General features: G+C 35.8%; 20 protein-coding genes. 1 reads left to right on the top strand and 19 read right to left on the bottom strand.

The features are described from left to right. Position 1: 1 nt before the first annotated feature. The 13 genes from BLQ00_RS05970 to cyoE form a co-directional block, all read right to left on the bottom strand. Complete coding sequence (locus tag BLQ00_RS05970) at positions 2–1,447, bottom strand: TolC family protein (RefSeq protein ID WP_093141801.1); 1,446 nt, start codon at positions 1,445–1,447, stop codon at positions 2–4. 73 nt (positions 1,448–1,520) lie between these two features. Continuing rightward, positions 1,521–2,681: an efflux RND transporter periplasmic adaptor subunit gene (locus tag BLQ00_RS05965; RefSeq protein WP_093141798.1), complete on the bottom strand. Its 1,161-nt coding sequence runs from the start codon at positions 2,679–2,681 to the stop codon at positions 1,521–1,523. 31 nt (positions 2,682–2,712) lie between these two features. Beyond that, positions 2,713–3,987: an ABC transporter permease gene (locus BLQ00_RS05960; protein WP_093141796.1), complete on the bottom strand. Its 1,275-nt coding sequence runs from the start codon at positions 3,985–3,987 to the stop codon at positions 2,713–2,715. Beyond that, positions 3,980–5,224 (bottom strand): ABC transporter permease, encoded by a 1,245-nt coding sequence (locus BLQ00_RS05955; protein ID WP_093141793.1) that lies wholly within the window; start codon positions 5,222–5,224, stop codon positions 3,980–3,982. Before BLQ00_RS05955 ends, BLQ00_RS05960 begins: the two co-directional genes overlap by 8 nt. Continuing rightward, entirely contained in the window at positions 5,217–5,954 is a 738-nt protein-coding gene (locus BLQ00_RS05950) for an ABC transporter ATP-binding protein (RefSeq protein WP_093141791.1), read from the bottom strand. Before BLQ00_RS05950 ends, BLQ00_RS05955 begins: the two co-directional genes overlap by 8 nt. Positions 5,955–6,099: 145 nt before the next feature. Next, on the bottom strand, positions 6,100–6,330 hold the full coding sequence (locus BLQ00_RS05945) for a hypothetical protein (protein WP_093141788.1): 231 nt from the start codon (positions 6,328–6,330) through the stop codon (positions 6,100–6,102). Positions 6,331–6,373: 43 nt separating this feature from the next. Further along, a complete protein-coding gene (locus BLQ00_RS05940; RefSeq protein ID WP_093141786.1) occupies positions 6,374–6,904 on the bottom strand; it encodes a DUF420 domain-containing protein in 531 nt (176 codons plus the stop codon). Position 6,905: 1 nt separating this feature from the next. Continuing rightward, complete coding sequence (locus BLQ00_RS05935) at positions 6,906–7,598, bottom strand: SCO family protein (protein ID WP_093141783.1); 693 nt, start codon at positions 7,596–7,598, stop codon at positions 6,906–6,908. Positions 7,599–7,602: 4 nt separating this feature from the next. After that, complete coding sequence (locus tag BLQ00_RS05930) at positions 7,603–8,247, bottom strand: hypothetical protein (RefSeq protein WP_093141780.1); 645 nt, start codon at positions 8,245–8,247, stop codon at positions 7,603–7,605. A 131-nt stretch (positions 8,248–8,378) separates the two neighbouring features. Then, positions 8,379–8,762: a cytochrome C oxidase subunit IV family protein gene (locus tag BLQ00_RS05925; RefSeq protein WP_093141778.1), complete on the bottom strand. Its 384-nt coding sequence runs from the start codon at positions 8,760–8,762 to the stop codon at positions 8,379–8,381. A 28-nt stretch (positions 8,763–8,790) separates the two neighbouring features. After that, positions 8,791–9,774, bottom strand: a complete 984-nt coding sequence (locus tag BLQ00_RS05920; RefSeq protein WP_093141775.1) for a cytochrome c oxidase subunit 3 — start codon at positions 9,772–9,774, stop codon at positions 8,791–8,793. Between the two features lie 46 nt (positions 9,775–9,820). After that, positions 9,821–10,402: a cytochrome c oxidase subunit 3 gene (locus BLQ00_RS05915; protein WP_093141772.1), complete on the bottom strand. Its 582-nt coding sequence runs from the start codon at positions 10,400–10,402 to the stop codon at positions 9,821–9,823. Further along, positions 10,402–11,295: a heme o synthase gene (cyoE, locus tag BLQ00_RS05910; RefSeq protein WP_093141770.1), complete on the bottom strand. Its 894-nt coding sequence runs from the start codon at positions 11,293–11,295 to the stop codon at positions 10,402–10,404. The genes BLQ00_RS05915 and cyoE overlap by 1 nt, the downstream gene beginning before the upstream one ends. Before the next feature lie 186 nt (positions 11,296–11,481). Here cyoE and BLQ00_RS05905 point away from each other — a divergent pair, with 186 nt between their 5' ends. Then, positions 11,482–12,537, top strand: a complete 1,056-nt coding sequence (locus BLQ00_RS05905) for an MBL fold metallo-hydrolase (protein WP_093141767.1) — start codon at positions 11,482–11,484, stop codon at positions 12,535–12,537. Positions 12,538–12,550: 13 nt separating this feature from the next. Here BLQ00_RS05905 and BLQ00_RS05900 read toward each other — a convergent pair whose 3' ends face one another. From BLQ00_RS05900 to sov, 6 genes are all read right to left on the bottom strand, one after another. Next, complete coding sequence (locus BLQ00_RS05900; RefSeq protein ID WP_093141764.1) at positions 12,551–14,656, bottom strand: gliding motility protein RemB; 2,106 nt, start codon at positions 14,654–14,656, stop codon at positions 12,551–12,553. A gap of 117 nt (positions 14,657–14,773) precedes the next feature. After that, entirely contained in the window at positions 14,774–15,571 is a 798-nt protein-coding gene (locus tag BLQ00_RS05895) for an energy transducer TonB (protein ID WP_093141762.1), read from the bottom strand. A 109-nt stretch (positions 15,572–15,680) separates the two neighbouring features. Beyond that, positions 15,681–16,400, bottom strand: a complete 720-nt coding sequence (locus BLQ00_RS05890) for an energy transducer TonB (RefSeq protein WP_093141759.1) — start codon at positions 16,398–16,400, stop codon at positions 15,681–15,683. Positions 16,401–16,463: 63 nt separating this feature from the next. Further along, entirely contained in the window at positions 16,464–16,865 is a 402-nt protein-coding gene (locus BLQ00_RS05885; RefSeq protein WP_093141756.1) for a VanZ family protein, read from the bottom strand. Further along, positions 16,831–17,211, bottom strand: coding sequence for a glycine cleavage system protein GcvH (gcvH, locus tag BLQ00_RS05880; RefSeq protein ID WP_093141754.1), 381 nt, complete (start codon positions 17,209–17,211; stop codon positions 16,831–16,833). Before gcvH ends, BLQ00_RS05885 begins: the two co-directional genes overlap by 35 nt. Positions 17,212–17,238: 27 nt before the next feature. Continuing rightward, positions 17,239–24,510, bottom strand: coding sequence for a T9SS outer membrane translocon Sov/SprA (sov, locus tag BLQ00_RS05875; RefSeq protein WP_373287739.1), 7,272 nt, complete (start codon positions 24,508–24,510; stop codon positions 17,239–17,241).

Below are 24,510 nucleotides of genomic sequence, written 5' to 3'. Positions count from 1 at the left end.
ATTAAAACTTTAACTCCTCTGCAGGAATTCCAAAATACAATTCTAATACTTTTATTTTAAAAATATAATCATATTTACTACGGTTCACTTCAATTTGTGTATTATCATATCGAAGTTTCGACTGACTTAAATCAAATGCATTTGTTAAACCAACATCGTATCTATCTTTTGCGTATTGATACGCTAACTCTTGCGACTCTAATGCAACTAAAGCTGCTTCATATGCTTTTAGAGCTCCATTTGCATCTACATAAGCTTGATACACATTAGACTCTAAATCTAGTTTTGCTTGTTCTAACTGAAATTCGCTTCGTTTGATATTTACCTTACTACGTTTTACATTGTTACGAGCAGAAAATCCATTAAAAATTGGAACCGATAAAGAAACTCCGTACGAAATACCGTCGTTGTTATACAACTGCTCTTGAAAAGGGAGCGGGTTTAATTCTTCAATTATTGTGTTTGGAAATGTTCCAATTACCGATTGGTTGGTTCCCTGAACGACTCCTATTTCTTCTGTATACGTAGGATTATTTGGATCTATTCCTTGCACAAAACGACTTGAACCCGACTCTCTAGTGTTATAGTTAAAAAAACCACTTAGTGATGGGTAAAATGAACTTCGAGCAATTTGTAAATCTTTTTGAGCCAAGGCCACATTGTTTTCGGCTATTTTAACTTCTTGACGGTTTTTCTGAGCAGATTCTATAATTTCTGAAACATCTTTAGAAACATAGCCATCATCGATAATATCATAATCATCATTTGCGATATCAAAAGTGTCATAATCTTTCACCAAAAGAAGCTGTGCCAAACTAATCAATGATATTTTTACTGCATTTTCAGCAATAGCAATTTGTTGAACTTCACTAGCGCTTGTCGCTTTAATCTCTAACAAATCTCCTTTAGGAAGCGTTCCTGCTTCAACCAATTGATTGGTTCTTTCTATTTGTGCTTGTGTTACTTCATTTTGAGATTTAACAACTGCTAAATTCTCTTTATTTAGAAGTACTTGTAAGTAACTATTGGCTACAAACAGCGCTATATCATCTTGCATTTTATCAAGATTATATTGTGCAGCAAGCTTCGAAAGCTTTACACGTTGCAATTGTCTCTGATTTCGTAAGCCATTAAATAAAGTAACTCCTGCTGAAACACCATACGATGAATTTCGAGAAGTTTGAGTTTCTAAAACTCCTGTTGTAATATTCTGTGTAAGTCCTGTATTCCAAGAATTAGAAGCGGAGGCGTTTAGGTTTGGTAAGAAGTTACCAAAAGCATCGCTTTTATCGATAGCGGCCAAATCTAATTCTAGTTCGCTTTGCTTTACAGAAATGTTATTAGCGAGTGCATGAGCCACACACTCCTGCAATGTCCATTTCTTTTCTTGAGCATTTATTTGTAATCCTATTAAAAGGAAAAAAAGTAAGATTCCTAACTTTTTCATAATTGATTGTATTACTAAATTTGTCTTGCTATTATTAAATGTGTTACAAAAATGACACATAAAAACACATTTTTTATTGATTCCCGAATTTTGGGGCTTCCTTCAACTGGTTCCAAACTTTAATTTCGGCTTCTTTAGAAATACCACTTTTAACCTCCACATTAATTCCGTCGCTAATACCTAGCTCGATATCTTTACGTTCAAACTTTTGATCTCCCGTCATGATTTCTAAATAGGGTGCTTGTGTTTTCGCATCGTATTGAACCAATCCTTCCTTTACCGTCAAAACACTATCTGCTCTTGCTAAAATAATAGAGGCATTTGCACTTAACCCTGCTCTAATAAACGTGGTATCTCCTTTTTTAAGGGTTCCTTTAATTTCAAACTGAATGGCTCCATTTTCACTCACCCCTTTAGGAGCGATATAATCAAGCACTGCGTCAAACTTTTTATTCTCAATAGCTCCAACAGTAATCTCTAACGGAAGGTTTTCTTTTATTTTACCAACTTCACTCTCATCCACTTTCCCTTCAAAAATCATTTTATCGACATCGGCAATGGTAGCAATGGTTGTTCCATCATTGAAATTATTAGATTCAATAACTTGATTTCCAGTTTTCACCGGAACATCTAATATCATTCCTGAAACGGTAGCTCTAATTTCTGTATTTGCAGAAGCACCTAATCCACGACTTGTCCCCGTTTTAACAATATCATAGTTTTGAAGCGCTCCATTTAAGCCTACTTTTTCTTGTTTATATCGTTGCTCGGCTTGATCGTAAGCAGATTGTGCCGTATCAAACTCATTTGCTGAAATCACTCCTTTTTCAAAAAGTTCTTTTTGGCGGTTGTAAATACTTTTTTGGTTTTCTAATGCCAATCGAGCGGTCTCTACTTGTGTTCGAACGCTATTGATACTATTTTGAGCACTACTCAATGAAGAAACGTTAGGCACTACCTTTACCCGTGCAATTAGATCTCCGCTTTCTACAATATCTCCAGCTTCCACAAATATTTCATCTATAATTCCTGAAATATTAGGTTTAATTAGCACTTCTTCTTTAGGCACAATACTTCCCGTTGCAACTGTTTTTTTAACAATATTTTCTACGGAAGGTTTTTCGGTTGTATATACGATTGGATCTTCAGCATTTTTAGACCAAAGCCAAAACATTGCAATTCCAAAAAGCAGCAAAATTCCAACTAGTATTATAATGGTTCCTGTCTTTTTCATTTTAGTTGTTCAATTTATAGTATTTGTTAGTTTATTCGGTTCTTAAAGCATCTACGGGCTTTACTCGTATAGCTGTTTGTGCAGGAATTAATCCTGCTAATAATCCTGATACAATTAATATTAGTAGTGCGATAAATACGACCCCTATGTTTACGGTTGGATTTGCAAACATCATGGTGCTCGTGTCCATCCCATCCAACACCAAGTTTACCAGTGCTAATACTCCCGAGGCTAGTACAATTCCAGCCATTCCGGAAATAATTGTCAAAAATATGGACTCTAATAAAATTTGAGATCTAATTTCCCAAGGGGTGGCGCCTAAAGCACGTCGTATTCCAATTTCTTTAGTGCGTTCTTTAACTACAATAAGCATGATATTACTAATTCCAATAATTCCAGACAGTAATACTAATATCCCTACGAAATAGGCAACAAAATTAAGGGCTACAAACAGTCCGTTTATCTGACTATACTCTTGGTATAGATCAAAATTTCCAACCGCCCTATCATCATCTGGACTTATAGAATGCCTTGCTTTAACAACGTCAAATACACGACTTTTCAACTCCGTAATGGAAGCCCCATCGTTTGCAGTGATAGCCATCCAACCTACAATCTCTCCCATATTAAAAGCTTGAGAAAAAGAGGTAAAAGGAACATAAATTTCTTTTTGGTTTTCTTCAGGATCACCCCCTCCTTGCGATTTTTTAGTATAGGTTCCTATCACCATAAAATTAACTCCGTTAATTTTAATGTACGAACCAATCACTTCTTCCCCAGTTTCATACAATCCTTTACGAACAGATTCTCCTATAACGGCAACTTTTCGTTTGTCTTGAATATCTGAATAGTTTATAAATCGACCCGAAGTGATATCCATTGGTTGTTGCTGTATAATTTCTGGATAATCTCCATACACATTATACGCACCTGTTTTTAACCCTCTAACCACATTATTGTTTCCTCTAAACCCTCCTAATTGATTTCTAGGAGACACAAATCGTAAATCGGGTACACTTTGCTTAATCGCTTCAACATCGCCAATTTTAAAATTGTAACGACGTCCTTTTGGCAATCCTTTATACGGTTTTGAAGCCGTTTGCGTCCACATGAACATTGAGTTAGTAGCCATACCACCAAATCCTTGCTTTACACCGTTTTCTAGTCCTTTTCCTGCAGCTAATAGAATCACTAGTATAAATATTCCCCATAGCACTCCAAAAGCAGTTAACAGCGTTCGAAACCAATTTGAACTTAATGCTTCAATAATCTCAGACCATATATCTCTACTGAATAATTTACTCATCTCGCAAGGCTACTATAGGTTTAATATTGGCTGCGCGTCTGGCTGGGAAAAAACCTGCCAACGCTCCTGCTACAATTAGTATAATTACTGTGGTGATTGCAACTCCGAAATCGACGGAAGGATTTTTTAAATACTCACTCTGTATAAAAGGGCCCGCGACTTCTAACAATAGTAAGCTTGAGATAAGCCCTACAAAGCCCGCAATTGCTGTTACAAAAATTGATTCGTGCAAGATCATTCCAATAATTGAGAGTGGTTGCGCTCCAATAGCTTTTCTAATTCCAATTTCCTTGGTGCGCTCTTTAACAATAATAAGCATGATATTACTAACCCCTACAACTCCTGCAATGATGGTACAAATCCCTACGCCCCAGAAAAATCCACGAATCATTCCGATTAAATCGTAAAACCGTTTCGCATTTTCTAAAGAGTTATTAATGTTAATTGCACTTTTATCAGTAGGAGATACAATGTGTTTCTGTTTTAAATCGGCTTCTAATTGAGTTGTAAAAGCTTCCGAAGCAGCTAAGGCCTCTTCAAAGTTATCAGATTGATGAAGAGCATAGGCTACAGAACGTAACTTATCGCCTGCGTTGTAGACTCGTTGTGCTGTTGTAAGTGGAATAAAAATACGAGTTTCCTCTCGTTCTCCTCCTGGATCGGTATAAATTCCAACTACTTTAAAATTAATCCCTGTTATTTCAATATATTCTCCAAGTGCATTTTTACCTTTAAACAGATCTAAAAAGACTCTGTTTCCAATAACAGCTACTTTCTCATAGTGATCTAAATCATTCTGATTGATATACCTCCCCGTGGTAAGAGTTTCATTTTCTAAAAATTGATAATCGCCATGTACTCCTTCAACCCGGTAACTTCCAGATTCTCCTTTGTAGGTTGCAAGTCCGCCCCAAATACTGTACAAACCAGATTTATACTCTAGCTTGTCTATATTTTTAGCCACGGTACGTTCGTAATCGTAATTATCTAATTCGATACGACGCCCAGGGTTTAAACCTTTATAGCTTTCCGAAGTAACACCTGTCCAAATACTAATACGGTTGGTGGCATCATTTTTAAACTGCTCACCAATGCCGTTTTCCATTCCTTGTCCAATAGCTAATAATATGACTAAAATAAAGATCCCAGACGCTACCGAAAGACCTGTTAAAAAGGTCCGTAGTTTGTTTTTACGAATGGTTTCAAATATTTCTTGCCAACGCTCTAGATTAAACATTTGCGGCTTTTTTTGCTAGCATTTGTAATTCTTTTGCTTCTTTAGCACGCACTTGTTTTACTACAGAATCGTCGATGATAAGACCATCTTTTAGGTTTACGATTCGTTTGGTCATATGCGCTATATCGTCTTCGTGAGTAACCAAAAGGATGGTTTTTCCCTCGTCGTTAATTCCTTGAATCAACTCCATTACCTCGTACGATGTTTTGGTATCTAATGCTCCTGTAGGTTCATCTGCCAACAGTACTTTTGGATCGCTCGCCAACGAACGCGCGATAGCGACACGTTGTTTTTGTCCTCCAGAAAGCTCGTTTGGATGATGGTTTGCCCATTCGGCCAAGCCTACTTTTTCTAAGTAATGCATGGCTTTTTCCATTCTAATATTTCGTTTTACTCCTTGATAGTAAAGCGGCATTGCCACATTATCTAGAGCTGTTTTGTAATTTATTAAATTGAATGATTGAAAAATAAATCCTAAAAACTTATTCCGATACTTGGCTGCAACTTTTTCATTTAGGTTTTTAATAAGTGTACCGTCTAAGGTGTATGTACCTTCATCGGCTTCATCTAACATCCCTAAGATATTTAGAAGTGTCGATTTCCCAGAACCAGACGACCCCATGATAGAAACCATTTCGCCCTCGTTAACGTTAAAGTTTATTCCTTTTAGTACGTGAAGGGAATTACTCCCCATATGGTAGGACTTATGTAAGTCTTTAATTTCGATCATAATATAAAATATGTGCCAAAGTACAGGAAATCATTTCTGTAATTTGTGAAATTCTTGTTAAGACTTGCAGGTTTGGTTGGTTGAAGTCTGTGTAAGTAAGACTGTTTTATTTACAATCTGTTACAGTAAAAATGTGAAGAAAGTGTTAATTTTCTGAAGCTTTTGCTTTTTTTCTACTTCTGTAAATGATAAATCCGATGCCTCCCACCAATAAATAGGGAAAAACCATTAAATACATAATACCATTATTAATTCCTTTTGCCATGGTACCATCTTCTTCACTTTCAAGCACAGCTCTACACATAGCACATTGAGCATCAGCTGGAATTACAGCCAAAAGAAAGACAATTAATAGAAGTAAATATTTTGTTTTCATCGTTAAAGAGTAAGAATACTTGTAGTAGTTTCCGAAGAATAAATTAATAATAAGGCGAAATCATTACATATACTATCACTCCAGTCACTGCAATGTACAACCAAAGTGGAAACGTAATTTTTGCAATTTTTTTATGCATCTCGAAATTTCCTGAAATAGCCCTAACATAAGTAATGAGTACAAAAGGGATGACAAGTATTGACAAGATAATGTGTGTGATTAATATAAAGAAATAAACATATCGAATCGCACCTTCACCTCCATAAGGAGTAGAATCTGACGTCATATGATAGGTTACGTACATTCCTAAAAATAGCACTGAAAGTACGATACAGGTTTTCATTAGCTGCTCGTGTCTCTTTCTATTTCCTTTTTTAATCTGAAAGACTGCAGCTACTAACAATATAGCCGTTAATCCATTAATCGTCGCGTAAATAGGAGGCAAAAACCCCATGCGCTCTACACCCGGAATACGAACACTAAATAAAACTGCAACCACCACTGGAATGGCAATTGAAAGGATCCAAATCCAAATGGTATATTTTTTTGAAGCGTTTGAAACTGTTTCTGACATCTTACAATAATTTTTTAATATCTTCTATTAGCATATTAACTCCGTCGTCTTCTAATCCGTTGTAATAAATCACTGGATTGCCAAATTCATCGATTCGAGAGCGCACATTCCCCTCTTGGTCGATTAAGGCAAATAACCCAGAATGTTCAAAACTTTCTTCTGGATCGTCTGTTACGCCTGCATACAGTTTAAATCCTTCGTTAGAAAGTTTAAAAATAGCGTCTTTGTCTCCCGTTAAGAAATTCCAATTTTTATGATGCACACCGTAAGCCTCTGCATACTCCTTCAACACTTCTGGAGTATCGTAAGCTGGGTCTATAGTAAAAGAGGCAATTCCGAAGTCATCGGTGTCTTTAAAAGCATCTTGCACTTTAATCATATTGGTATTCATAATTGGGCAAATACTTTGGCAAGTAGAAAAGAAAAACTCAACAACATATACCTTTCCAGCATAATCAGCATTGGTTATAGTGTCGTTATTCTGATTTACAAATTTAAAAGGCGGCACTTCACTAATCGTTAATAGCTTTGCTTTGTCTATGGCTTCAGTGGCTTCAAAATTGTGTTCGTTGTTGCTCATTCTGTCTGCATCGACAACACTTCCGTTTTCAAGACGGTTTAAAATCTTCGGAATAAAAATAATTCCAAAAACTAAAACAATAAAGCTAATCCCTATGTATGTATTCTTTTTCATAGCGTTAAATTTTTCTAGTTGCTTTGTTCTTTTTTAAAGCGAGACGATATTCGGCAAGTAAGACTTTAATATCATCGCTCATTTTGTTGTTAATTTCAGCAATGTCTGAAGCATTATAGCTGTAGACCATTCCGAAATCTTCATCATCATTTCTACCTCTTAAATTACGATCCTTATCTATAATACTCACATAAGGGGTCGCTAGGTTGCCGTTTAGGCTTTTGTTTGATTGTAAGGAATTGAATACTTTCTGAATCTCTTCGGAAGCTCCGAAAACAAATTTCCAATTTTCTGTGGTCGTAATTTCAGAAAGCTTGATGTTAAGTTCTTTTGCGCTTTCTTGAGTGCCTTCAGGAAGAAGGATAATCATTTGAAAATCTTTAAACCCTTGATTCTTTTTATAGATTTTATGTGCTAGGTTAAATGCGTAACTTTTTGTTTCCTCTAAGTTATTTCCGAAGAAACCCAAAACGGTAATATGATCTGTTAACGCTACGGAAGCACCATCAATGGTTTTAAAGTTATTTAATTCAACAACACCTTCGTTTAACACCGGTAATCTTGCAAAATTATCTTTACCAGAAGCAAAAAAGATGTAAATGGTTATGGGTAAAATAAATAAGACTCCTAGAACTATAAACTTTTTCATTGCATGTTAAATTACGGCTACAAAAATACGTGCTAAAAGGGGCTTGAGCAACCTTTGATAGTTAATTTTTAAACACAAAAAAAGCCCTGAAATTCAGGGCTTTTTTTTAATAAGTATGTTATCATATTATTTTAGAAGTCGAATTTAATAAATCCGCTTTTGTAAACTTCATAAATATAATCTCCTTCTATTAGTAGAATTAAAACTAGGTAACAGATTAAGAAAATAGCAGTCCAAATTACGGAACGTCTTAAACCACTTTTCTCATCACGCATGTGCATGAAATCCCAAGTAATATAATATGCTTTTACAAGTGTTAAGATAATAAACACCCAGTTCAAAAGACGCATCGCTAAGAAGTGGTGATCTACTAAGAAATCAGGTCTAATAATCCCTAGTATAACTTCTACAATTGTAATTATAGAAAGAAGTACAAATACACCCCAAATTTTACTTACGTTAGACTTAAACTTTAAAAGTCCTCTAAATATTTCTAATTTATGTTCGTGAGCCATTTTTTAAATTTTGATAGTGCTTTTTAATTTATACAAGGTAAAAGAAGGTAAATACAAATACCCAAACTAAATCTACAAAGTGCCAGTATAGTCCAACTTTTTCAACCATTTCGTAATGACCTCTTCGCTCATAGGTTCCAATTACAACGTTAAAAAAGACAATAATGTTAATAATTACACCTGATAATACGTGAAAACCGTGAAAACCAGTAATGAAGAAAAAGAAATCTGCAAATAATGGTGTTCCGTATTCATTATGCTTCAAGTTTGCACCTTCAACAACTAATTTTCCATCGTTTGTAATTTTATCGATAGAAGCTTCTCTAGAAAGCACGATTGGATGACCGTGTTCGTCTTTATATTGTGTTCTTACAAGCAAATTATCATTTGCTAAGAAACCTGCTTTTACTTCTTCATAAGAAAAAGAAGACATTGTTTCAGGTTCAGAAACAAACCAAATACCTTCTTTCTTTACGTGCTCTACTCTCTCGGTTGGTAATTGAACCGCAAAATCTCTAATAGCGACACGTTTTCCATCTGTATCTAAAAATTGGATAATTTTCCCCCCTTTAGTTTCTACTGCGCCATAATCACCTTTAATAAAAGTATTCCATTCCCAGGCTTGTGACCCAACGAATATAGCTCCTCCAATAATGGTAAGGAACATATAAAAGATCACTTTTTTCTGTTGCATTTTATGTCCTGCATCCACTGCTAATACCATAGTAACAGATGAGAAAATAAGCACAAACGTCATAAACGCCACATAATACATAGGAGCATTTACACCGTGTAAAAACGGAAAGTGAGTAAACACTTCGTCAGCAATAGGCCAAGCATCTACAAATTTAAATCTTGAAAAGCCATAAGCGGCTAGGAATCCAGAAAAAGTTAAGGCATCTGAAACAATGAAAAACCACATCATCATTTTGCCATAACTGGCTCTTAAAGGTTGGTTTCCACCACCCCAGGTTTTTCCTTCGGTACCTGTTTTAGCAACAGTAGCTTCCATATAAAGAATTTGGTTTTAAATAAAGGTTCAAAAATACGTATATTTTTTATCTAACGAAATATAAAAATAAAAACAGGTAAATCCATAGTACATCTACGAAGTGCCAAAAAGTCGCAGCAAGTTCTATTCCAAGGGTTTTCCCGTTTTGATACTTTAGTTTATAATGATTATAAATTACCACTAACAAGGTAATTAACCCCACAAACACGTGTGCTAAATGCAGAAGAACCACCAAATAGACAAATGACGTGGTAATTGAGCTTTCACTTCCAGTGAAAAAATAACCATTTGCAATAATTTCTGAAAAACCTCTAAACTGAAGAATCACAAAAATAATTCCTAACACAAATGTAGTAACTAGAAGCCACATTCCTGTTTTGTTTTCGTTTTTCTGAATCATTTTTTTTGCAAAATGAACCGTAATACTACTTAGTAAAATTACAAGCACACTTAGATAAAAAGCCTGCGGAATTTCAAAATCGGTCAACCAATCTTTACGTTCTCTACTAATTACGTACGCACTTGTTAGTCCTGCAAAACTCATGGTAAGACTAATAATACCAAACCAAAGCATGTTCTTTTTAGCTCGATATATCTTCTCCTCTTCTGTCCCTTGTGTGTAATCCATTATCGTATAAATTTATCTAACACATAAATTATTTGCAACAGTGTAATATAACTTACACTTGCAAGCATCAATTGCTTTGCCGCTTTAGCGGTTTGTTCTTTGTAAAGTCGGAACGCATAGTATATTAAACCAACACCTAACAATCCTATAATCACTCCTGAAACCGGAGTTAAATACAACCTCCCTGTTACTCCCATTACTGGAATTAAAGAAGCTAAGACAGTCCAGATGGTGTAAAAAACAACTTGCACCGCTGTTCCTTTATTTCTTTTTCCATTAGGCAACATAAAGAAACCTCCTTTTTTATAATCGTCGAAAAGAAACCATCCAATAGCCCAAAAGTGTGGAAATTGCCAAAAGAACTGAATCATAAATAAGGTTCCGGGCTCAATTCCGAAGTCGTTTGTAGCAGCAACCCATCCTAACATAAAAGGAATTGCTCCAGGAAACGCACCTACAAAAACAGACAATGGTGTTCTTGTTTTCAAGGGTGTGTATAAACTTACGTACATAAAAATGCAAATAGCCCCAAACATCGCTGTTTTAGGATTAATTACATACAGCACTACAAGTCCTATAACAGTTAAAACTGCGCCTATGATAAAAGCGGTTTGCACCGACATTCTTCCCGAAGGAATAGGACGATCTTTCGTTCTATCCATTAAAGCATCTAAGTCACGTTCTATAATTTGATTAAATACATTTGAAGCTCCCACCATACAATAGCCTCCAACACACAATAGAAATAAAATGTAAAAGTCAATTGTTTCTGCCCCTAGAAGATACCCTGCAACAGATGAAAACACGACACTCACCGATAGGCGAATTTTAGTAATCTCCGTAAAATTTCGAATTAGCGATTGTTGCACAGGATATGATTGGGTAACGGGCAATCTTTTTGGTTTAGGTTGAAACTTTTGTTTTTTAACTAGACTCTTAACTACTAAGTAAAAAACGCTTCAAAGTTTGAGGATGCAAAGATACACTACCTTCCCTTTTTTCACAATATAATCTACACAATGTTAGTGCAATATTTATCATTTTTTATTATTTTCAAACTTTAATTAAAAAAGCACCTTATGCCACAAAGAATAGCCCTTGTTTTCGTTTTACTTATTAGTAGTTTTTATGCATCAGCTCAAACAGATGCTGAACTTGATTCAAAGAGCAAGGAGGGGCAAGAAATGCAAGCCGGAGCTAAAAATAACGTAGGTATTATCAGAGTTAAAGACAGTATTTATATGATTAAGGGCCGAGGAGGAAATATTGGTGTTTGTGTTGGAGAAAATGGCGTTTTCATGATTGATGATAAGTTTCCAGAAACATCTTCGTCTGTTATTCAAAAATTAAATACAATTACAAGCAAACCTATTGAGCTACTGGTAAATACTCATCATCACGGAGATCATACGGGCGGAAATGCGTACATGGCCAGTTCAGGAGCACTTATTTTTTCTCAAGAAAATGCTCGCAAACGAATTTTAGCTACCTACACCAATGCTGCTAAAAAAATATATGACCAAAAAATAGATAGCATCATTGAACGTCAAGGAAGTAAAATTTCTTCGGAAGAAGTTCGTAAAAATGAAATGCGTAGTGCAGAAAAAGTGATTGGTACGCTTGAAGAATTTGTTGATATTCCAAACGGAGCGCTTCCTGTTGTTACTTTTCCCAAAAACATTTCTTTTTATTACAACAATGAGAAAATTGAAGTTACCCATACTCCAAGAGCCCATACCGATGGCGATGCAATGGTTTATTTTACCAAATCGAACGTTTTACACACAGGTGATGCCTACATTAGTAATGGGTATCCATTTATAGATGCTAAAAACGGTGGAAGTTTTAGTGGATATATGGATGGTTTAAACAAAATACTTAGCATTGCCGACAAAGACACTAAAATCATTCCTGGACACGGAGAGATTGCTTCTATTGAAGATGTCAAATACCTCATAAGCATGTTTCGGTTTTTAAAAGGACAAATTAAGTATCAAATTGTTGCTAAAAAAACAGAAGATGAAGTCGTTGCGATGCGTGAACTAACAAAAGAATACGACGATAAAGGCTTTGGTGATAATTTCATTACTACCGAAAGTTTTATCCGCACCCTTTATAAAGAACTTTCAAAATAAAAGAAACCTCTTTTTAGAAATCGTTGTACCAATTAAACAAGTCGGTACGAATACCAAAGTTCACCCACGTTGTCTGGTTTTCAAAAACAGTTTCGGTGTTTTCTAATGGCTTAAAGTCTCTAAAAATTAAGCTTCCGTAGATTTTCAGATTTGTTGCTGGATTAATCAAATACCCTCCTTGCAATTCCATGTGGAAAAAATTGGTGGTGTTTCCTTGTGCCAGTTCATTCCCTAAATCACTAACGCGATTGTCTTCGCTTCCGTAAACGTTTCCGCCGTAGAAAAAGTCATCTTTATCGGTGTTAAAGTCAAACCCTCTTTTAGCGATTATAAACTTCGCATCTGCAAAATACCGACCGTAATCATAACGTCCAATGGCAATAAATTCAGAGAAATTAGCACCTAAAGTATGCGCCATCGACTGGTTGTTATGTCCGTAATTAAGCACCACCGTATTATGAGAATACGTATATGGGCGCACACGGTTATATTCCGCTTGCAAATACAATCCTTTCACTTTAAAAGCGTCGTAGTATTTTACCCCTAATTGATATCCAGTTTTGTTTTTATAACTTCCGTTACCCCCAAAAACATCGCTTGTAGAAAATTCGTCAATAATAAATTGTCCGTATGCATTTACGCGATCACTAAACTTGTACTTCCCACTTAGTCCAATTAAGGCATTTCCTCCCCTAGACCCTGTAGAGAACTCAATAGCACGGTAAAAAATAATAGGATTAACATAATTTAAATCAAAGCCTCTATCATTATCATTTTGCCACAAAACAGACTCAAACAACCCAATATTCAAACGTTTGGTAATATTGTAACTCAAATAATGGTTCGCCATATATTTAGTACGAAACGAATCGTCTAAAGTTACCTCAGAACGTACATCGCGTAACGACATCCATGTATTGGTATATTTAAGCTTCCAAAAAGTAGTGTTGATTTTTATGTAAGGATACGAACTTGCGTTATCACTCAACAACAAAGAGCGATACCCATCTCCAAGAAAATTTTTCCCATGCCCTAATTGCACATTGAATGTTTTTGAAGGCGAATATGAAATATGCCCTGTTGCAATTGGATAATCGTACGAATCGGTCCTAAACGCTTTTGCTATTCCTCTCCCAGGAATAATTGCTGGGTTTCCTCCGTCGGGTCGAATGGACTCTGCATACCGATTAAAATAATCTGCAAAACGTCCTTGACTTTCAAAAATTACTGCAAAAAAGCTAATATTATCACCAATACCTCCTTGCGTTGTAACCAATCGCGTATTATTATAAGTACTTATATCGGCATCAAAATCTTTTCCAACTTGCAAATCGACACCAGGATCTAGTGTTAACCAATAGTCTTTCCCTTTAAGTGTGATAAAATGTTCATTTAAAAGCTTTCGTCCCAACCAAGAGGTTTTATTAGCTAGCAACGGTTTGTTTTCTTCTTCAAAATTATAATACCTATTTACTTCCGAATAGATATAGGGTTTTTGAGCAGTATGACTGTTGGTACCCACTCTATTTAATGCGGGATCAAATTTGCTGTAATTATGATGCGATAACGGAATGTTTATATTGCTTTTATACTCTTCATTCGCATACGGGAACTTTTCAATAGCATCGTATTCTAAAGAAAGTGAGTCTATTTTTTTTGCTTCGGAAAGCTTGGTCGTTTCAGTTGCTGTTTCCGAAGTAGCTACAACCAGAGGTCCTCCTAACAGGATAGCAATAGGCATGGTAAACTGCGCATAAGAAGGATTCCCGTTATAGGTAGCTGGCTCTATTTTCGGAAGCAATTCAAAAACGCGTTTTGCTTCTTCCTTTAATTCGTTATAAGTTGCATCTACATACAGTACTTTAAAAGCACCTTCTTTGTTGATTTCAAAAAAAACAGAAACGCTACCTGAATATGATTCTGCTGTAACCACTTCAGGAGTTTTAAAATTTGCGAACACAAATTGCTGTAAGGTCGTATTAAAACAACTCTCTAAATCGCCAATACTACTTTCTGAACATTCAGGAAAAACAGGGTACTTCTCAAAACCAGAAGGGTTGCTTTGAGAGTAGGCGTAAATTGAAAGAAATAAAATGAGAAACGAGGCACTATTCTTCATCATACAATTCATTATTTGAAGGCTGAAAGATACGGCTTTTTTAGAAGGCTGCTATATAGAAACAAAAAACCCGTCTCTTAGAAATATAAAAGACGGGTTTTAATCTATGGAAAATACTTAATTTACTTTGAAAACAATCGGAACCATATACAAAACATCTACATTGGCATCTCCTTGTCGGCCCGGTTTCATTTTAGGCAATTGCGAAATAACACGCGCTCCTTCTTTTTCTAAATCTGCTCTTGGTGCTCTTGCTTTTACATTTGTAATATACCCATTCTTGTCAATTTGAAATTGAACTGAAATACGCTGAATTTCGTCTGAATCTAAATGACTGAACGAGTCGGTTCTAAACTTTTTTTGAATAAAGCTCGCAATCTTTGAAGACATACACGCAACCTTCTCACCATTTGTTACTAATGCTTCGCACCCTGGAAATACTGGAACAAATTCCACACTATTAATATTCTTTGGTGTTATGTCAACCGGAGGTTTTGGAATCGCCGTTACTGGAGGCGCTTCCGTAACTGGAGCATCTACTGTTGGTACTGGCGTTTCAATGATAGTACTACGGTCATCAATTGGTGTTACAGCGCTAACAATTGGCGCTACGGGTTGTACCCTTTTTACAATTGGCTCCGCCTTCACCGGTTCTTTCACGGGAGTTTCTACTTCTAGTATCACATCAGACATTACATATGGTTCTTCTACAGTAGCCCTTTCCTTCGGAACCACTTTAGCCGACACATACATTTTGGCGTTTTCCATGATAAAAAATACTGCAAGTAAACTTACGATGAGCCCCACTTGAAAAAATAAACCATGGTTCCACGGAATATTAACACGTTTTTTATCGGCTCTTTTTGACTGCTTTTTTGGTTGGTCGCTGTTCAAATTGTTCACTGATGGTTTCATAACGTATTATTTTATGGGTTACTAATACTTTAGAATTACAACAGTTGTGCCAAAAAAAAATCCCATCCGTTTTACCGAATGGGATTTTGAATATATATTTTAAAGAATATTAATTCTCTACTTGGAACAAAATTGGTAATGCATATAATACCCCTACTGACTTACCACGTTGTTTTCCTGGTGTCATTTTAGGCAATGCTTTTACAACACTTACAGCTTCTTGCTCTAACTTAGGATGCGGAGCTCTTGCTCTAACATCTACTACGTTTCCGTTTTTGTCAATCTTAAATTGAACAGAAATACGCTGTCTTCCTTCAAGACCTAAGTCATTCGCTAATTCAGTGTCAAATTTCTTTTGTACGAACTTCTGAATTTTTTCAGACATACATTTTTTCTTCCCTGCGTTTCCAGATTCACCTTCACATCCAGGATAGATTGGTACATTTTCAATAACTGCGAAAGGTACATCTGCAATCTCTTCTTCAACAACTTCCTCAATCTCTTCAATCTCTACAATCTCTTCTTCTTGATTTGTTTCAGTCGACTCGATAATGGTTTCTTCCACTTCCTCTTCGTCTTCAACAACCTCAATAACTTCTGGAGCTGGTGGTGGCGGTGGTGGTGGCGGTGGTGGGGTTACAGTTTGGGTAATTGGAATTTCTTCTTCTAAATCTTCTCCTACATCTAGAATATCCCTTGCTAAGGATTTATCATAGGTTTTCCATTCAATTGCTTGCCAAGCTAAAAAAAGCATAAAGATCATTCCTAATTGGAAAAACAACATGCTTCTCTTACTTAAGTCTGCCTTGGGATTTTTCTTCGGTTCCATATTCGTTTATTTATAGATGCTAAAATATATAAAATCTCTGTAATTTAAAATGAAATTACAATTTTAGATTTTAAATTTATTTTTTACGCTCCAAAACAAGGCCAATCCAAGGAAAGTTCCAATTGCATTTGCACAAACATCTAAAATATCTGCGGTTCTTGAAGCGGTAAATACTTGTTGTAGTATCTCAATTATTATGCCATAAACAACACAAAAAGTTAACACCCATATGATCTGTTTTCGGAAGTTAGTACCCTTTTTATCATGTACATAAAAGTAAAGCAGCCAAAGCAAAGATAACACTGTGTGTATAGTGATGTGTATAATTTTATCAGCCCACTCAACATTTGATTTCGGCAAATCTTGAGTGGGCATTAAAAAAATAATGGTAATAAAAACTGTGTAGAGAATCCCTACAAAAACTAATGATTTAGGCTCCGATAACCTCTTTATAAGCTGCGTCATCTAATAGTTCATCAATTTCGTCGGTATTGGCTATTTTAATTTTAATCATCCAACCGTCACCATAAGGATCTGTGTTTACTTTTTCTGGTTCAGATTCTAGAGAGTCGTTAAACTCTATTATCTCTCCAGATAGAGGAAGAATAAGGTCTGATACTGTTTTAACTGCTTCAACCGTTCCAAAAACCTCTCCAAGGTCCATTGTTTCATCAACAGTTTCAACTTCTACATAAACGATATCACCTAATTCGCCTTGGGCAAAATCAGTAATTCCAACAGTAGCGATGTCACCATCGATTAGAACCCATTCGTGGTCTTTAGTATATTTTAATTCAGAAGGTACATTCATAATAAGGGTAATTAAAGTAAGTATTTTTTAGTTTCCAAAGTTATATCGTAGTGTGAAACCACCTCTAATCGTGGTTTGCGGGAAGGCTGTTGAAATTGCATATTCTGAGAACGAATGGTCGTAATAGAATAAAGCAGTAAGGTTTTTACTTAAGGCATAATCAGTTGTAAATTGTAAGCCGTAAATAGTTTGCCCAGCTGTTGTTTGATTGTTGTTAATATCTAAATACCTCACAATTGTTCTATTTTCTCTACGAGATAAATCTAACTTAAAGTTAAGGTCACTTTTCATAATTGTTTTCTTACCACCAAAACTAGTGGCGATTCGAAGGTCTTTAACCCTGTATCCAAATCCTAATATAATTTCGTCTCCTTTTATCTCTGTCAATAGATTATTGGCGAAACTTAAAGAAAGAGCTCTATCTTTTCTATACTCAGCAAGAATTTTCATCGAATTCTTCATTTCAAAGTCTATTCGAATTAAAGGAGAAAATTGCTCTGTAAGATTCACATTGGTTAAAAATGTTTTACTCTTATAGTTTCCTGCTTGATCGGTTGCTTCAGGGGTATTAGGGTCGTAATCTAAGTTAGACTGGAACTGATTCACAGTATATCCTGCACGATATCCATGTTGTAAAGAGAAACGCTTAAACAGCTTCTTAAACCATTTAATTCGCATTAAACCAGTATACTTCATATCCCAGTTTGGCAACGGAACGTCTCTAAAGATTCCTGTTTTTTCTTTAGAAGCATTACTTCCTTTATAAGCAGATAAGAATGCTGGCAACAATACGTCTTGACTTTCTTTACCAAATCCAACTGGATACCCATCTTCATCTCTATCAAAAGAGGCGCTTCCGTAATACTCTGTTGCTAATCTATCTGCTATTACCAGACGATTGGTTCTAAAGTCTTCAAAAGCTGCCGAAGTTACATCATTACTAGAACCAAATGCTGTTTTAATCAACATGGTCGAAATATTGAAGTTTCCGAAGGTATTAGGCGTTAACGAACGATATTGATCATTTTCTACGATATAATTTTCAGCATAGTTTTCAGAAAAAACACGGCTCGCATTCAAGTCAATTTTTAAGTCTGGAAGTAATTCCATATTCGCCTGAATATCCAATTGCTTACTTTCAACTTCTGTGTATTGCTCATTGAATTCTGGATACAATGTTAACCATCCTTTACGAGCAGCTAAATCACGAATTTCCGACTGACTCCCAAACGTAAATCCAGTAGTGGGCTTTAAGGTTCCTATAAACCCAATTGAAGGTGTATATCCCGGTAAGTAAATACCATTATTCTCTTGATAGTTTAATTGAATTTTTCGTATTGAGGTAACCAATCCTATTAAAGTATTAACAGCTTTATCACCACCAGACAAAGATGTTGAAGGCGTTCCGCTTGCGCCTCTATCTAAAGCATTGTTCGCGCCAATCTCATTGTTAGATAATAATTTACCTTCTCTATCTCCCTTTGGATCGCTTTTTCCTCCAGTTTTATCATTTGATCCACGTGCTCTAGAATTAGCTCTTGCGTTCTTCGTATTCTTAGTTTTCTTAACAAGTCCGATGTACTTGTAGAAATTATTCATATCCAAACTAGAGTTAATACGGTGCGTACTCGCATTTTGTATTGAGTTTCCTAAATTATAGGTCTGAGAAGTTCCATCGCTTAATGTAATTGGCAAATCGGTAAACAATTCACTGCTTTTTTGCCATTGGAAATCTCCAGTATACCCATACGTTGCTCTAATAAACTTCAAGAAAGGGATCTTACTAAACGGTAAGTCGTAATTTAATTGAAGAGATTGGAAATGCTGATTAGGCTCTCCAACATCAAAGAAACCACTCCAAATACCTACTTCAGGATCTGGAATTCCACCTTCATCCAAGTAGTTTTTTACTACCATATTATTAGAAGACGTAAAGTTGAAACGCAACGATTTTGTTAGGTTATAATTAATTGCATACTGCCAATCGTACAAGAAATTACGTTGATATAATGTAGGCAATCCAATATTCCCTTCTTCTAAATCTAATTCTCTAAATTTTTGCTCGTTGTATTGTCTAATAATATTAGAGCTCACCGTAATATTGGTTGGTAAATAATTAAAGTTAACATCCTTTAAAAATTGCCAATATTTACCGGTAAAAATAGAATCATTCTTTTTGAAAGGCTCTACAGGTTTTTGTACAAAATTATAGTTATAAGTACCTCCAACACGCACATTTTGGTCAAGGGCATCTTCAATTTCGAAATCGTGGTGGTCTATTTGATTGTATGAATAAGAGAATGTAAAGTTTTCTACATCGTAAATTTTAGGTTTTGCGTCACCAGTTCGTTCTTTTCGAACTCCAATAAAGTTGATGCTTTGTCTCTTCGTGTAATCTACCGATCTATTTTTAATTTCTTCTTCTGTTTCTGAATCTTCCGCGTTATCCAAGCTCGTTTGTAACTCAACATCTTGTAACAATGGATCGTATTGCGGTGTTATTAACTCTTCAGATCTTCCGTAGTTAAAAGGTAATTGAATTCCCCATTTCTTCGGAAGCATTTGTCCTAAATTAAAATTGGTTACCAAATCGTATCCTTGTAAATCTTCTCTACTACGTTCGTTGGGCCCTTGTTCTATAGATCCGAAACCAATGGTGCTTCTTCTACCTGAAGCGCTAATTGTTGCAAAATCTGCTACGTTTGCATCTACACTTGCAACAGCTGCCCAACCTCCTTGATTTTTCAATTCTGAAAGACGCAACTCATTAAACCAAGCTTCTCCACAAATATCACTCGATGTTGCATTTTTAAGACCTAACATTATCGTACGTACGTTTCCGAAGCTAGGATTCCCTTTAATACCAATTCGCATGTCATTTTCTTGACCACTAGCTGAAGACTCATCCAGTTCTGCTTGTTCAAAAAAGACGATACCATTTATATCGGCAGTTGGTATGTTCTCGTTGTTTAACACTCTCGATTTTATCTCTTGAAGCAATTGAAGTGGTAAATTAATTCTGTTTTCAATAGGCCAAACAGCTTCTGGATCTAATGTAGTTCCAGTAGTCACATTTAACGGAATTTCTATTTCATAGAAGTTTTGCGTTAAATCATTTCCTAAGCGAATAAAAGCTACCATGTCGCCGTCACTTATATCAGGCTGTGTTTCTAAAGACTCGGCATGAATAAACATTTCAAGATTTTCATATTGACGCATATCCACACTAAAGTTTTTATACACGGCTCTACTGTCATCTTGCTCTAATCCACAAACGCGAAGCGCTAATGATTGCTCATTTTGACGAATAATATTGTTGTTATTGTTTAATTCTTCTCTCTCTACACCTGGCGGAATTACATAACTTGAACTGTTTTCTTCAATACTAACTGCTTCTACTTCAAAAACAGTGTCTTCGTTTGCTGGATCGTTTCCTCCATCTAACGCTTGTGTAAACCTTCTGTAATCACCACGAACTAATTCTAACGTACCAAAACGGATTACGGTAGGTTGTGAAAATTGCGACATGAACATTCGCATAAAACGAATTGATCTAAAATCTGAAATACCATTTACAGCTTGGTCTGGTTCACTTAAAGGTATTTTAAACTGTACCCAACGTGCATCAATCACTTCATTATTTGGCAACTCAATGCCTTGTACCAATTTCACATCGGTAATATAGTCGTTCGTAGTAGCATCCATTCCCGGTCTAATTGGAATATTATACTCGTAGTAACTATTCACCGTATTCATACTATTGTCACGGTTAATATCCTCTACATCTGGTTGTGTAGTAGACCCTCTATTGGTATTGGTAACTTCTACAGGCGAGTTTCCTTGCGTTCCGTTATATTTTTTATAACGATTTAAAATGCCTCCTTCAGCTTGAAGAAAATATTCATAATTATCATTTGCTGGATCTGGAAGCCCTTGGAATGCCGATACTATTGCATTTATAGAAGGGTCTGGATCTGAAGCTTCATCAGCATCACCTTCTCCATCGTACCCAACATCTTGATTAATTCGCTCTTGCCCTTCTGTATCGAAAGTATATACTAATGATTGATTTGCAGGCACTCTACCCCAAGCCGATGGCAACGTATTTGTAGTACTTCCATCTTCCGGAAGTCCGTTTTCATACTGTTTTCTACCGTCTTTTAATACATCTTCAGAAATATTACCCAAGTTGAAACTTAACACCCCTCCTGGATTTCCTGCATTTTCAGGATAGATAAAAGGATCCATTACCCAAAACTGAAGGTATTCAACATTAGAACGCTCAAAATCGGTAGTCGTTAACGGTCGTGTAATTCCACCAAAATTATCTTCTGGATTTGGCAACGTATTTCCTCCGGCAGCTGCAGGGTTAAAGTTATATTCCCCTCTTTCATCTGGATAATACGAAAGATCTAAAGTAAATAAAGCCTGTGTTTGTCCTTGAATAATGTCTTGTTCTGGAAAAATTTCATCTCTAAAAACACGACGTGTAAATGGTGACGACAAGTCTTCATCGTTAATTCCGTCAGGACGTTGACTGCTATAGAAAATGGGATCAATAGTGTACCAGTTTAACTTTGCACGTTTGTAGTTATACGATAAGTTTCCGTTTGCAAGATCACCACCAAAACTAACTGGGGTACTTGATAAAAACCACGTCGTTGGAGAACTTACATCCAATTCTGTTTGTGAAGATTCAAAATCATCTACATAAACTGTTGTCTTTCCGTCAAAGTCGGACACTTTAGGCGCTCCTGGCATTAAATAAGCAAACTCTCCTCGTATAGAAACATTAGATTCTACATCGGTATCAATATTAGGTAGCTTATTTGCCAATCGCGTTAAGAACGGAACCTCTGTTGAATAGTTTGCATTTATTCCGAAGATAGTATTGTTAATTGGCTCCGAATTGTAAGTAGACTTCTGAGTTAACGGACGTTCATTTAAGTTTAAATAGGTACCTCCAATTAAGAACTTATCACTAAACTGATGCTCTACATTTAATCCTGTAAAACGTTTTGTTTGTTGGCCGAACAATGTATTATTTTCAGTTTGAATCTGAATTGGCGTACTTGAATTAAGCAACGAAGGATCCAAAATTTGAACTCTTCCTAATTGGTAATTCACGGTATAATCTACACCTTCAACTAATTCTCTTCCTCCAGCAGTAACGGTTACTGATCCTTGCGGAATGTTAAACGCTCCAATAGCAATTCCGTCAGCTCCCGTAGATTTATAGGTTCCTTTTAATTGAAACTTATTTTTATCACTTTGCTCTTGTTCCGCTTGTGTTTTTGTTGAAGAGTATAGTTTATCAAATACGTAGCGACTCTGATTGGCGTTATAAGTTGCCGGATTAGAATACATCTCCACATTATCGTTAGGCGTATTATCTAACTTGTTAAATAAGTATTCTCCAAAAGGTTCTACGGAAGTAAAGATAATTCGCCCGTTTTGAGTATCAACAGTAATTCCTTCCATGAAATCGAAGAATCCATCTCCTCCAGGTTGTGGATCATTGTTGAAATTTAATCGGTCAAAATTAAAAACACGTAATAAAGTAGCATCATTAATATCTACAGGATCTATATCACTTGAATTCGGCTCTGGAAACGTTCCTGAAACTGGCGTAATATAATTTAATGGCGAAGGGTCTGTATAAAGAATGTTTAATCTGAAATCTTCTTTCTCTAACTGAAATGCACCTAAAGGATAGATGTTTTTCATCATAATATCCCAAACTGGCTGGTTTACATTGGTAATATTACTCTTTAATAATTTTACGATTAAGTTTTGTGAAATCCCTTCAATTGGATCTCCTGTTGGATCATCTCCTGGAAGTGTTCCTCCATTTGCCTCAACCCCGTCGTTTGAAAATTCACCCACTTGATATACCTTTCCATTTACTGTAAACTGAAAGGAAACCCCTAATACTTCATCATTCGTTAATCGTTGGTTTAAGGAAATATACCCTAACTGTGAATTTAATTGGTATTCGTTTGACTGAAGCTTTCTAGCATTTTCTAACGTCACATAATCTTTACCATCACTTACCTGTACACCTGTAAATCCAGAATCTACGGTTGCAACATCACGAATTAAAGAATTTAAAATAGTTTGTTCTCCCCCGCCATTTAAGCCAAAAGGATTAAAGTCGTTATTACTGTTGTCTGGATATGAATTTCTCGGACTATTAATAAAACCTCCCGGAGGCAATGCCAATCCAATTTTTGTAGGATCAGACTCTCCAATATCTTGAATCGCTACAATATTCCTTACATTTTCGGTGCGATTACTTCTATTCGTTACCCATACTTCTGCACGTGTAATTTGCACGTTCGAGTTAATAAAAGGATATTGTTTTAATACTCTATCGTAATTATCTCTAAAGTAATGTGCTAAGAAAAAGTGTCTGTTTTCGTCATAATCCAATGCGAAAACTTCAAAGTCTGTGACAGTAGATCCTCCTTCAGCAACCACTGTTCTCGATTCTGATTTTTGTTCAGAAAACACCCCTGTAATGGTTGTTTTACCAAACTGAAGCTCTGTTTTTACTCCAAATAAACTTTGCGCCCCTTGAATTAAAGTACTATTAAGTGGCATGCTTACATTACCTACCTCAATTTTTCGAATAATATCGTCTTCGGTTGGTGTAAATTCTAGTTTTATTTGGTTTTGAAAATCGAACGTAGATTGGGTGTCGTAGTTTGCCGTCACTTGAAGACGTTCTCCTACTTTCCCTAATAAACTTAAACTAATACGTTGGTCAAAATCGAAAGATAAATTACTTCTATTTCGTGGTGAAAAGGCTGGGTTGTCTTGTTTAGTGAACAACAGTCCTAAATCCATTTCTACACTACCTTGCGGAATTACTTCGATGGTGTTTCCGCCGAAAACAGATTCAAAAAAACCTGAATTTACATAGAATGTTGGAAGTAAATTCTTTTGAAGCTCTTCAGCTCCTTCTTTTCTTCCATCGGCAGCATCAATTTTTTCCTTGAAATACGCTTTCATTTGCTCTTTCAGAAGTAAATCTTTATACTCTTCAGGAGTTAATATTACAGGATATGTAATATTAAAGTTTCCTAAAGTTTTTGTATAGATGTATCTATCAGTGATAGGGTCGTAAGAGTATAAATCTTGAATACTTGTAGGATTTGGCAAGTCCATCCGGCCCATAGACGAGCCTGTGGCAGTAGTGTCTTGTGAAAAACCTACCGAATAACTTCCAAATACTATACTTAAAACCAGTAATAGCTTATAATAACTATTGTTGTAATCGTAATTTTTTGCGCCCAA

The organism is Ulvibacter litoralis (assembly GCF_900102055.1).
Lineage (GTDB): Bacteria > Bacteroidota > Bacteroidia > Flavobacteriales > Flavobacteriaceae > Ulvibacter > Ulvibacter litoralis.
The sequence above is the reverse complement of the archived record's forward strand: the minus strand, read 5'-3'. Positions and strand labels throughout refer to the sequence as shown.

Excerpts from the sequence above, each read along its gene's own strand:
- BLQ00_RS05965 (WP_093141798.1), bottom strand. The coding sequence starts at position 2,681 with ATGAAAAAGACAGGAACCATTATAATACTAGTTGGAATTTTGCTGCTT.
- BLQ00_RS05970 (WP_093141801.1), bottom strand. The coding sequence starts at position 1,447 with ATGAAAAAGTTAGGAATCTTACTTTTTTTCCTTTTAATAGGATTACAA.
- BLQ00_RS05950 (WP_093141791.1), bottom strand. The coding sequence starts at position 5,954 with ATGATCGAAATTAAAGACTTACATAAGTCCTACCATATGGGGAGTAAT.
- BLQ00_RS05885 (WP_093141756.1), bottom strand. The coding sequence starts at position 16,865 with ATGACGCAGCTTATAAAGAGGTTATCGGAGCCTAAATCATTAGTTTTT.
- BLQ00_RS05930 (WP_093141780.1), bottom strand. The coding sequence starts at position 8,247 with ATGAAAAAGTTTATAGTTCTAGGAGTCTTATTTATTTTACCCATAACC.
- BLQ00_RS05915 (WP_093141772.1), bottom strand. The coding sequence starts at position 10,402 with ATGGATTACACACAAGGGACAGAAGAGGAGAAGATATATCGAGCTAAA.
- gcvH (WP_093141754.1), bottom strand. The coding sequence starts at position 17,211 with ATGAATGTACCTTCTGAATTAAAATATACTAAAGACCACGAATGGGTT.
- BLQ00_RS05905 (WP_093141767.1), top strand. The coding sequence starts at position 11,482 with ATGCCACAAAGAATAGCCCTTGTTTTCGTTTTACTTATTAGTAGTTTT.
- BLQ00_RS05900 (WP_093141764.1), bottom strand. The coding sequence starts at position 14,656 with ATGAAGAATAGTGCCTCGTTTCTCATTTTATTTCTTTCAATTTACGCC.
- BLQ00_RS05895 (WP_093141762.1), bottom strand. The coding sequence starts at position 15,571 with ATGAAACCATCAGTGAACAATTTGAACAGCGACCAACCAAAAAAGCAG.
- BLQ00_RS05925 (WP_093141778.1), bottom strand. The coding sequence starts at position 8,762 with ATGGCTCACGAACATAAATTAGAAATATTTAGAGGACTTTTAAAGTTT.
- BLQ00_RS05935 (WP_093141783.1), bottom strand. The coding sequence starts at position 7,598 with ATGAAAAAGAATACATACATAGGGATTAGCTTTATTGTTTTAGTTTTT.
- BLQ00_RS05940 (WP_093141786.1), bottom strand. The coding sequence starts at position 6,904 with ATGTCAGAAACAGTTTCAAACGCTTCAAAAAAATATACCATTTGGATT.
- BLQ00_RS05960 (WP_093141796.1), bottom strand. The coding sequence starts at position 3,987 with ATGAGTAAATTATTCAGTAGAGATATATGGTCTGAGATTATTGAAGCA.
- BLQ00_RS05890 (WP_093141759.1), bottom strand. The coding sequence starts at position 16,400 with ATGGAACCGAAGAAAAATCCCAAGGCAGACTTAAGTAAGAGAAGCATG.
- BLQ00_RS05955 (WP_093141793.1), bottom strand. The coding sequence starts at position 5,224 with ATGTTTAATCTAGAGCGTTGGCAAGAAATATTTGAAACCATTCGTAAA.
- BLQ00_RS05920 (WP_093141775.1), bottom strand. The coding sequence starts at position 9,774 with ATGGAAGCTACTGTTGCTAAAACAGGTACCGAAGGAAAAACCTGGGGT.
- BLQ00_RS05945 (WP_093141788.1), bottom strand. The coding sequence starts at position 6,330 with ATGAAAACAAAATATTTACTTCTATTAATTGTCTTTCTTTTGGCTGTA.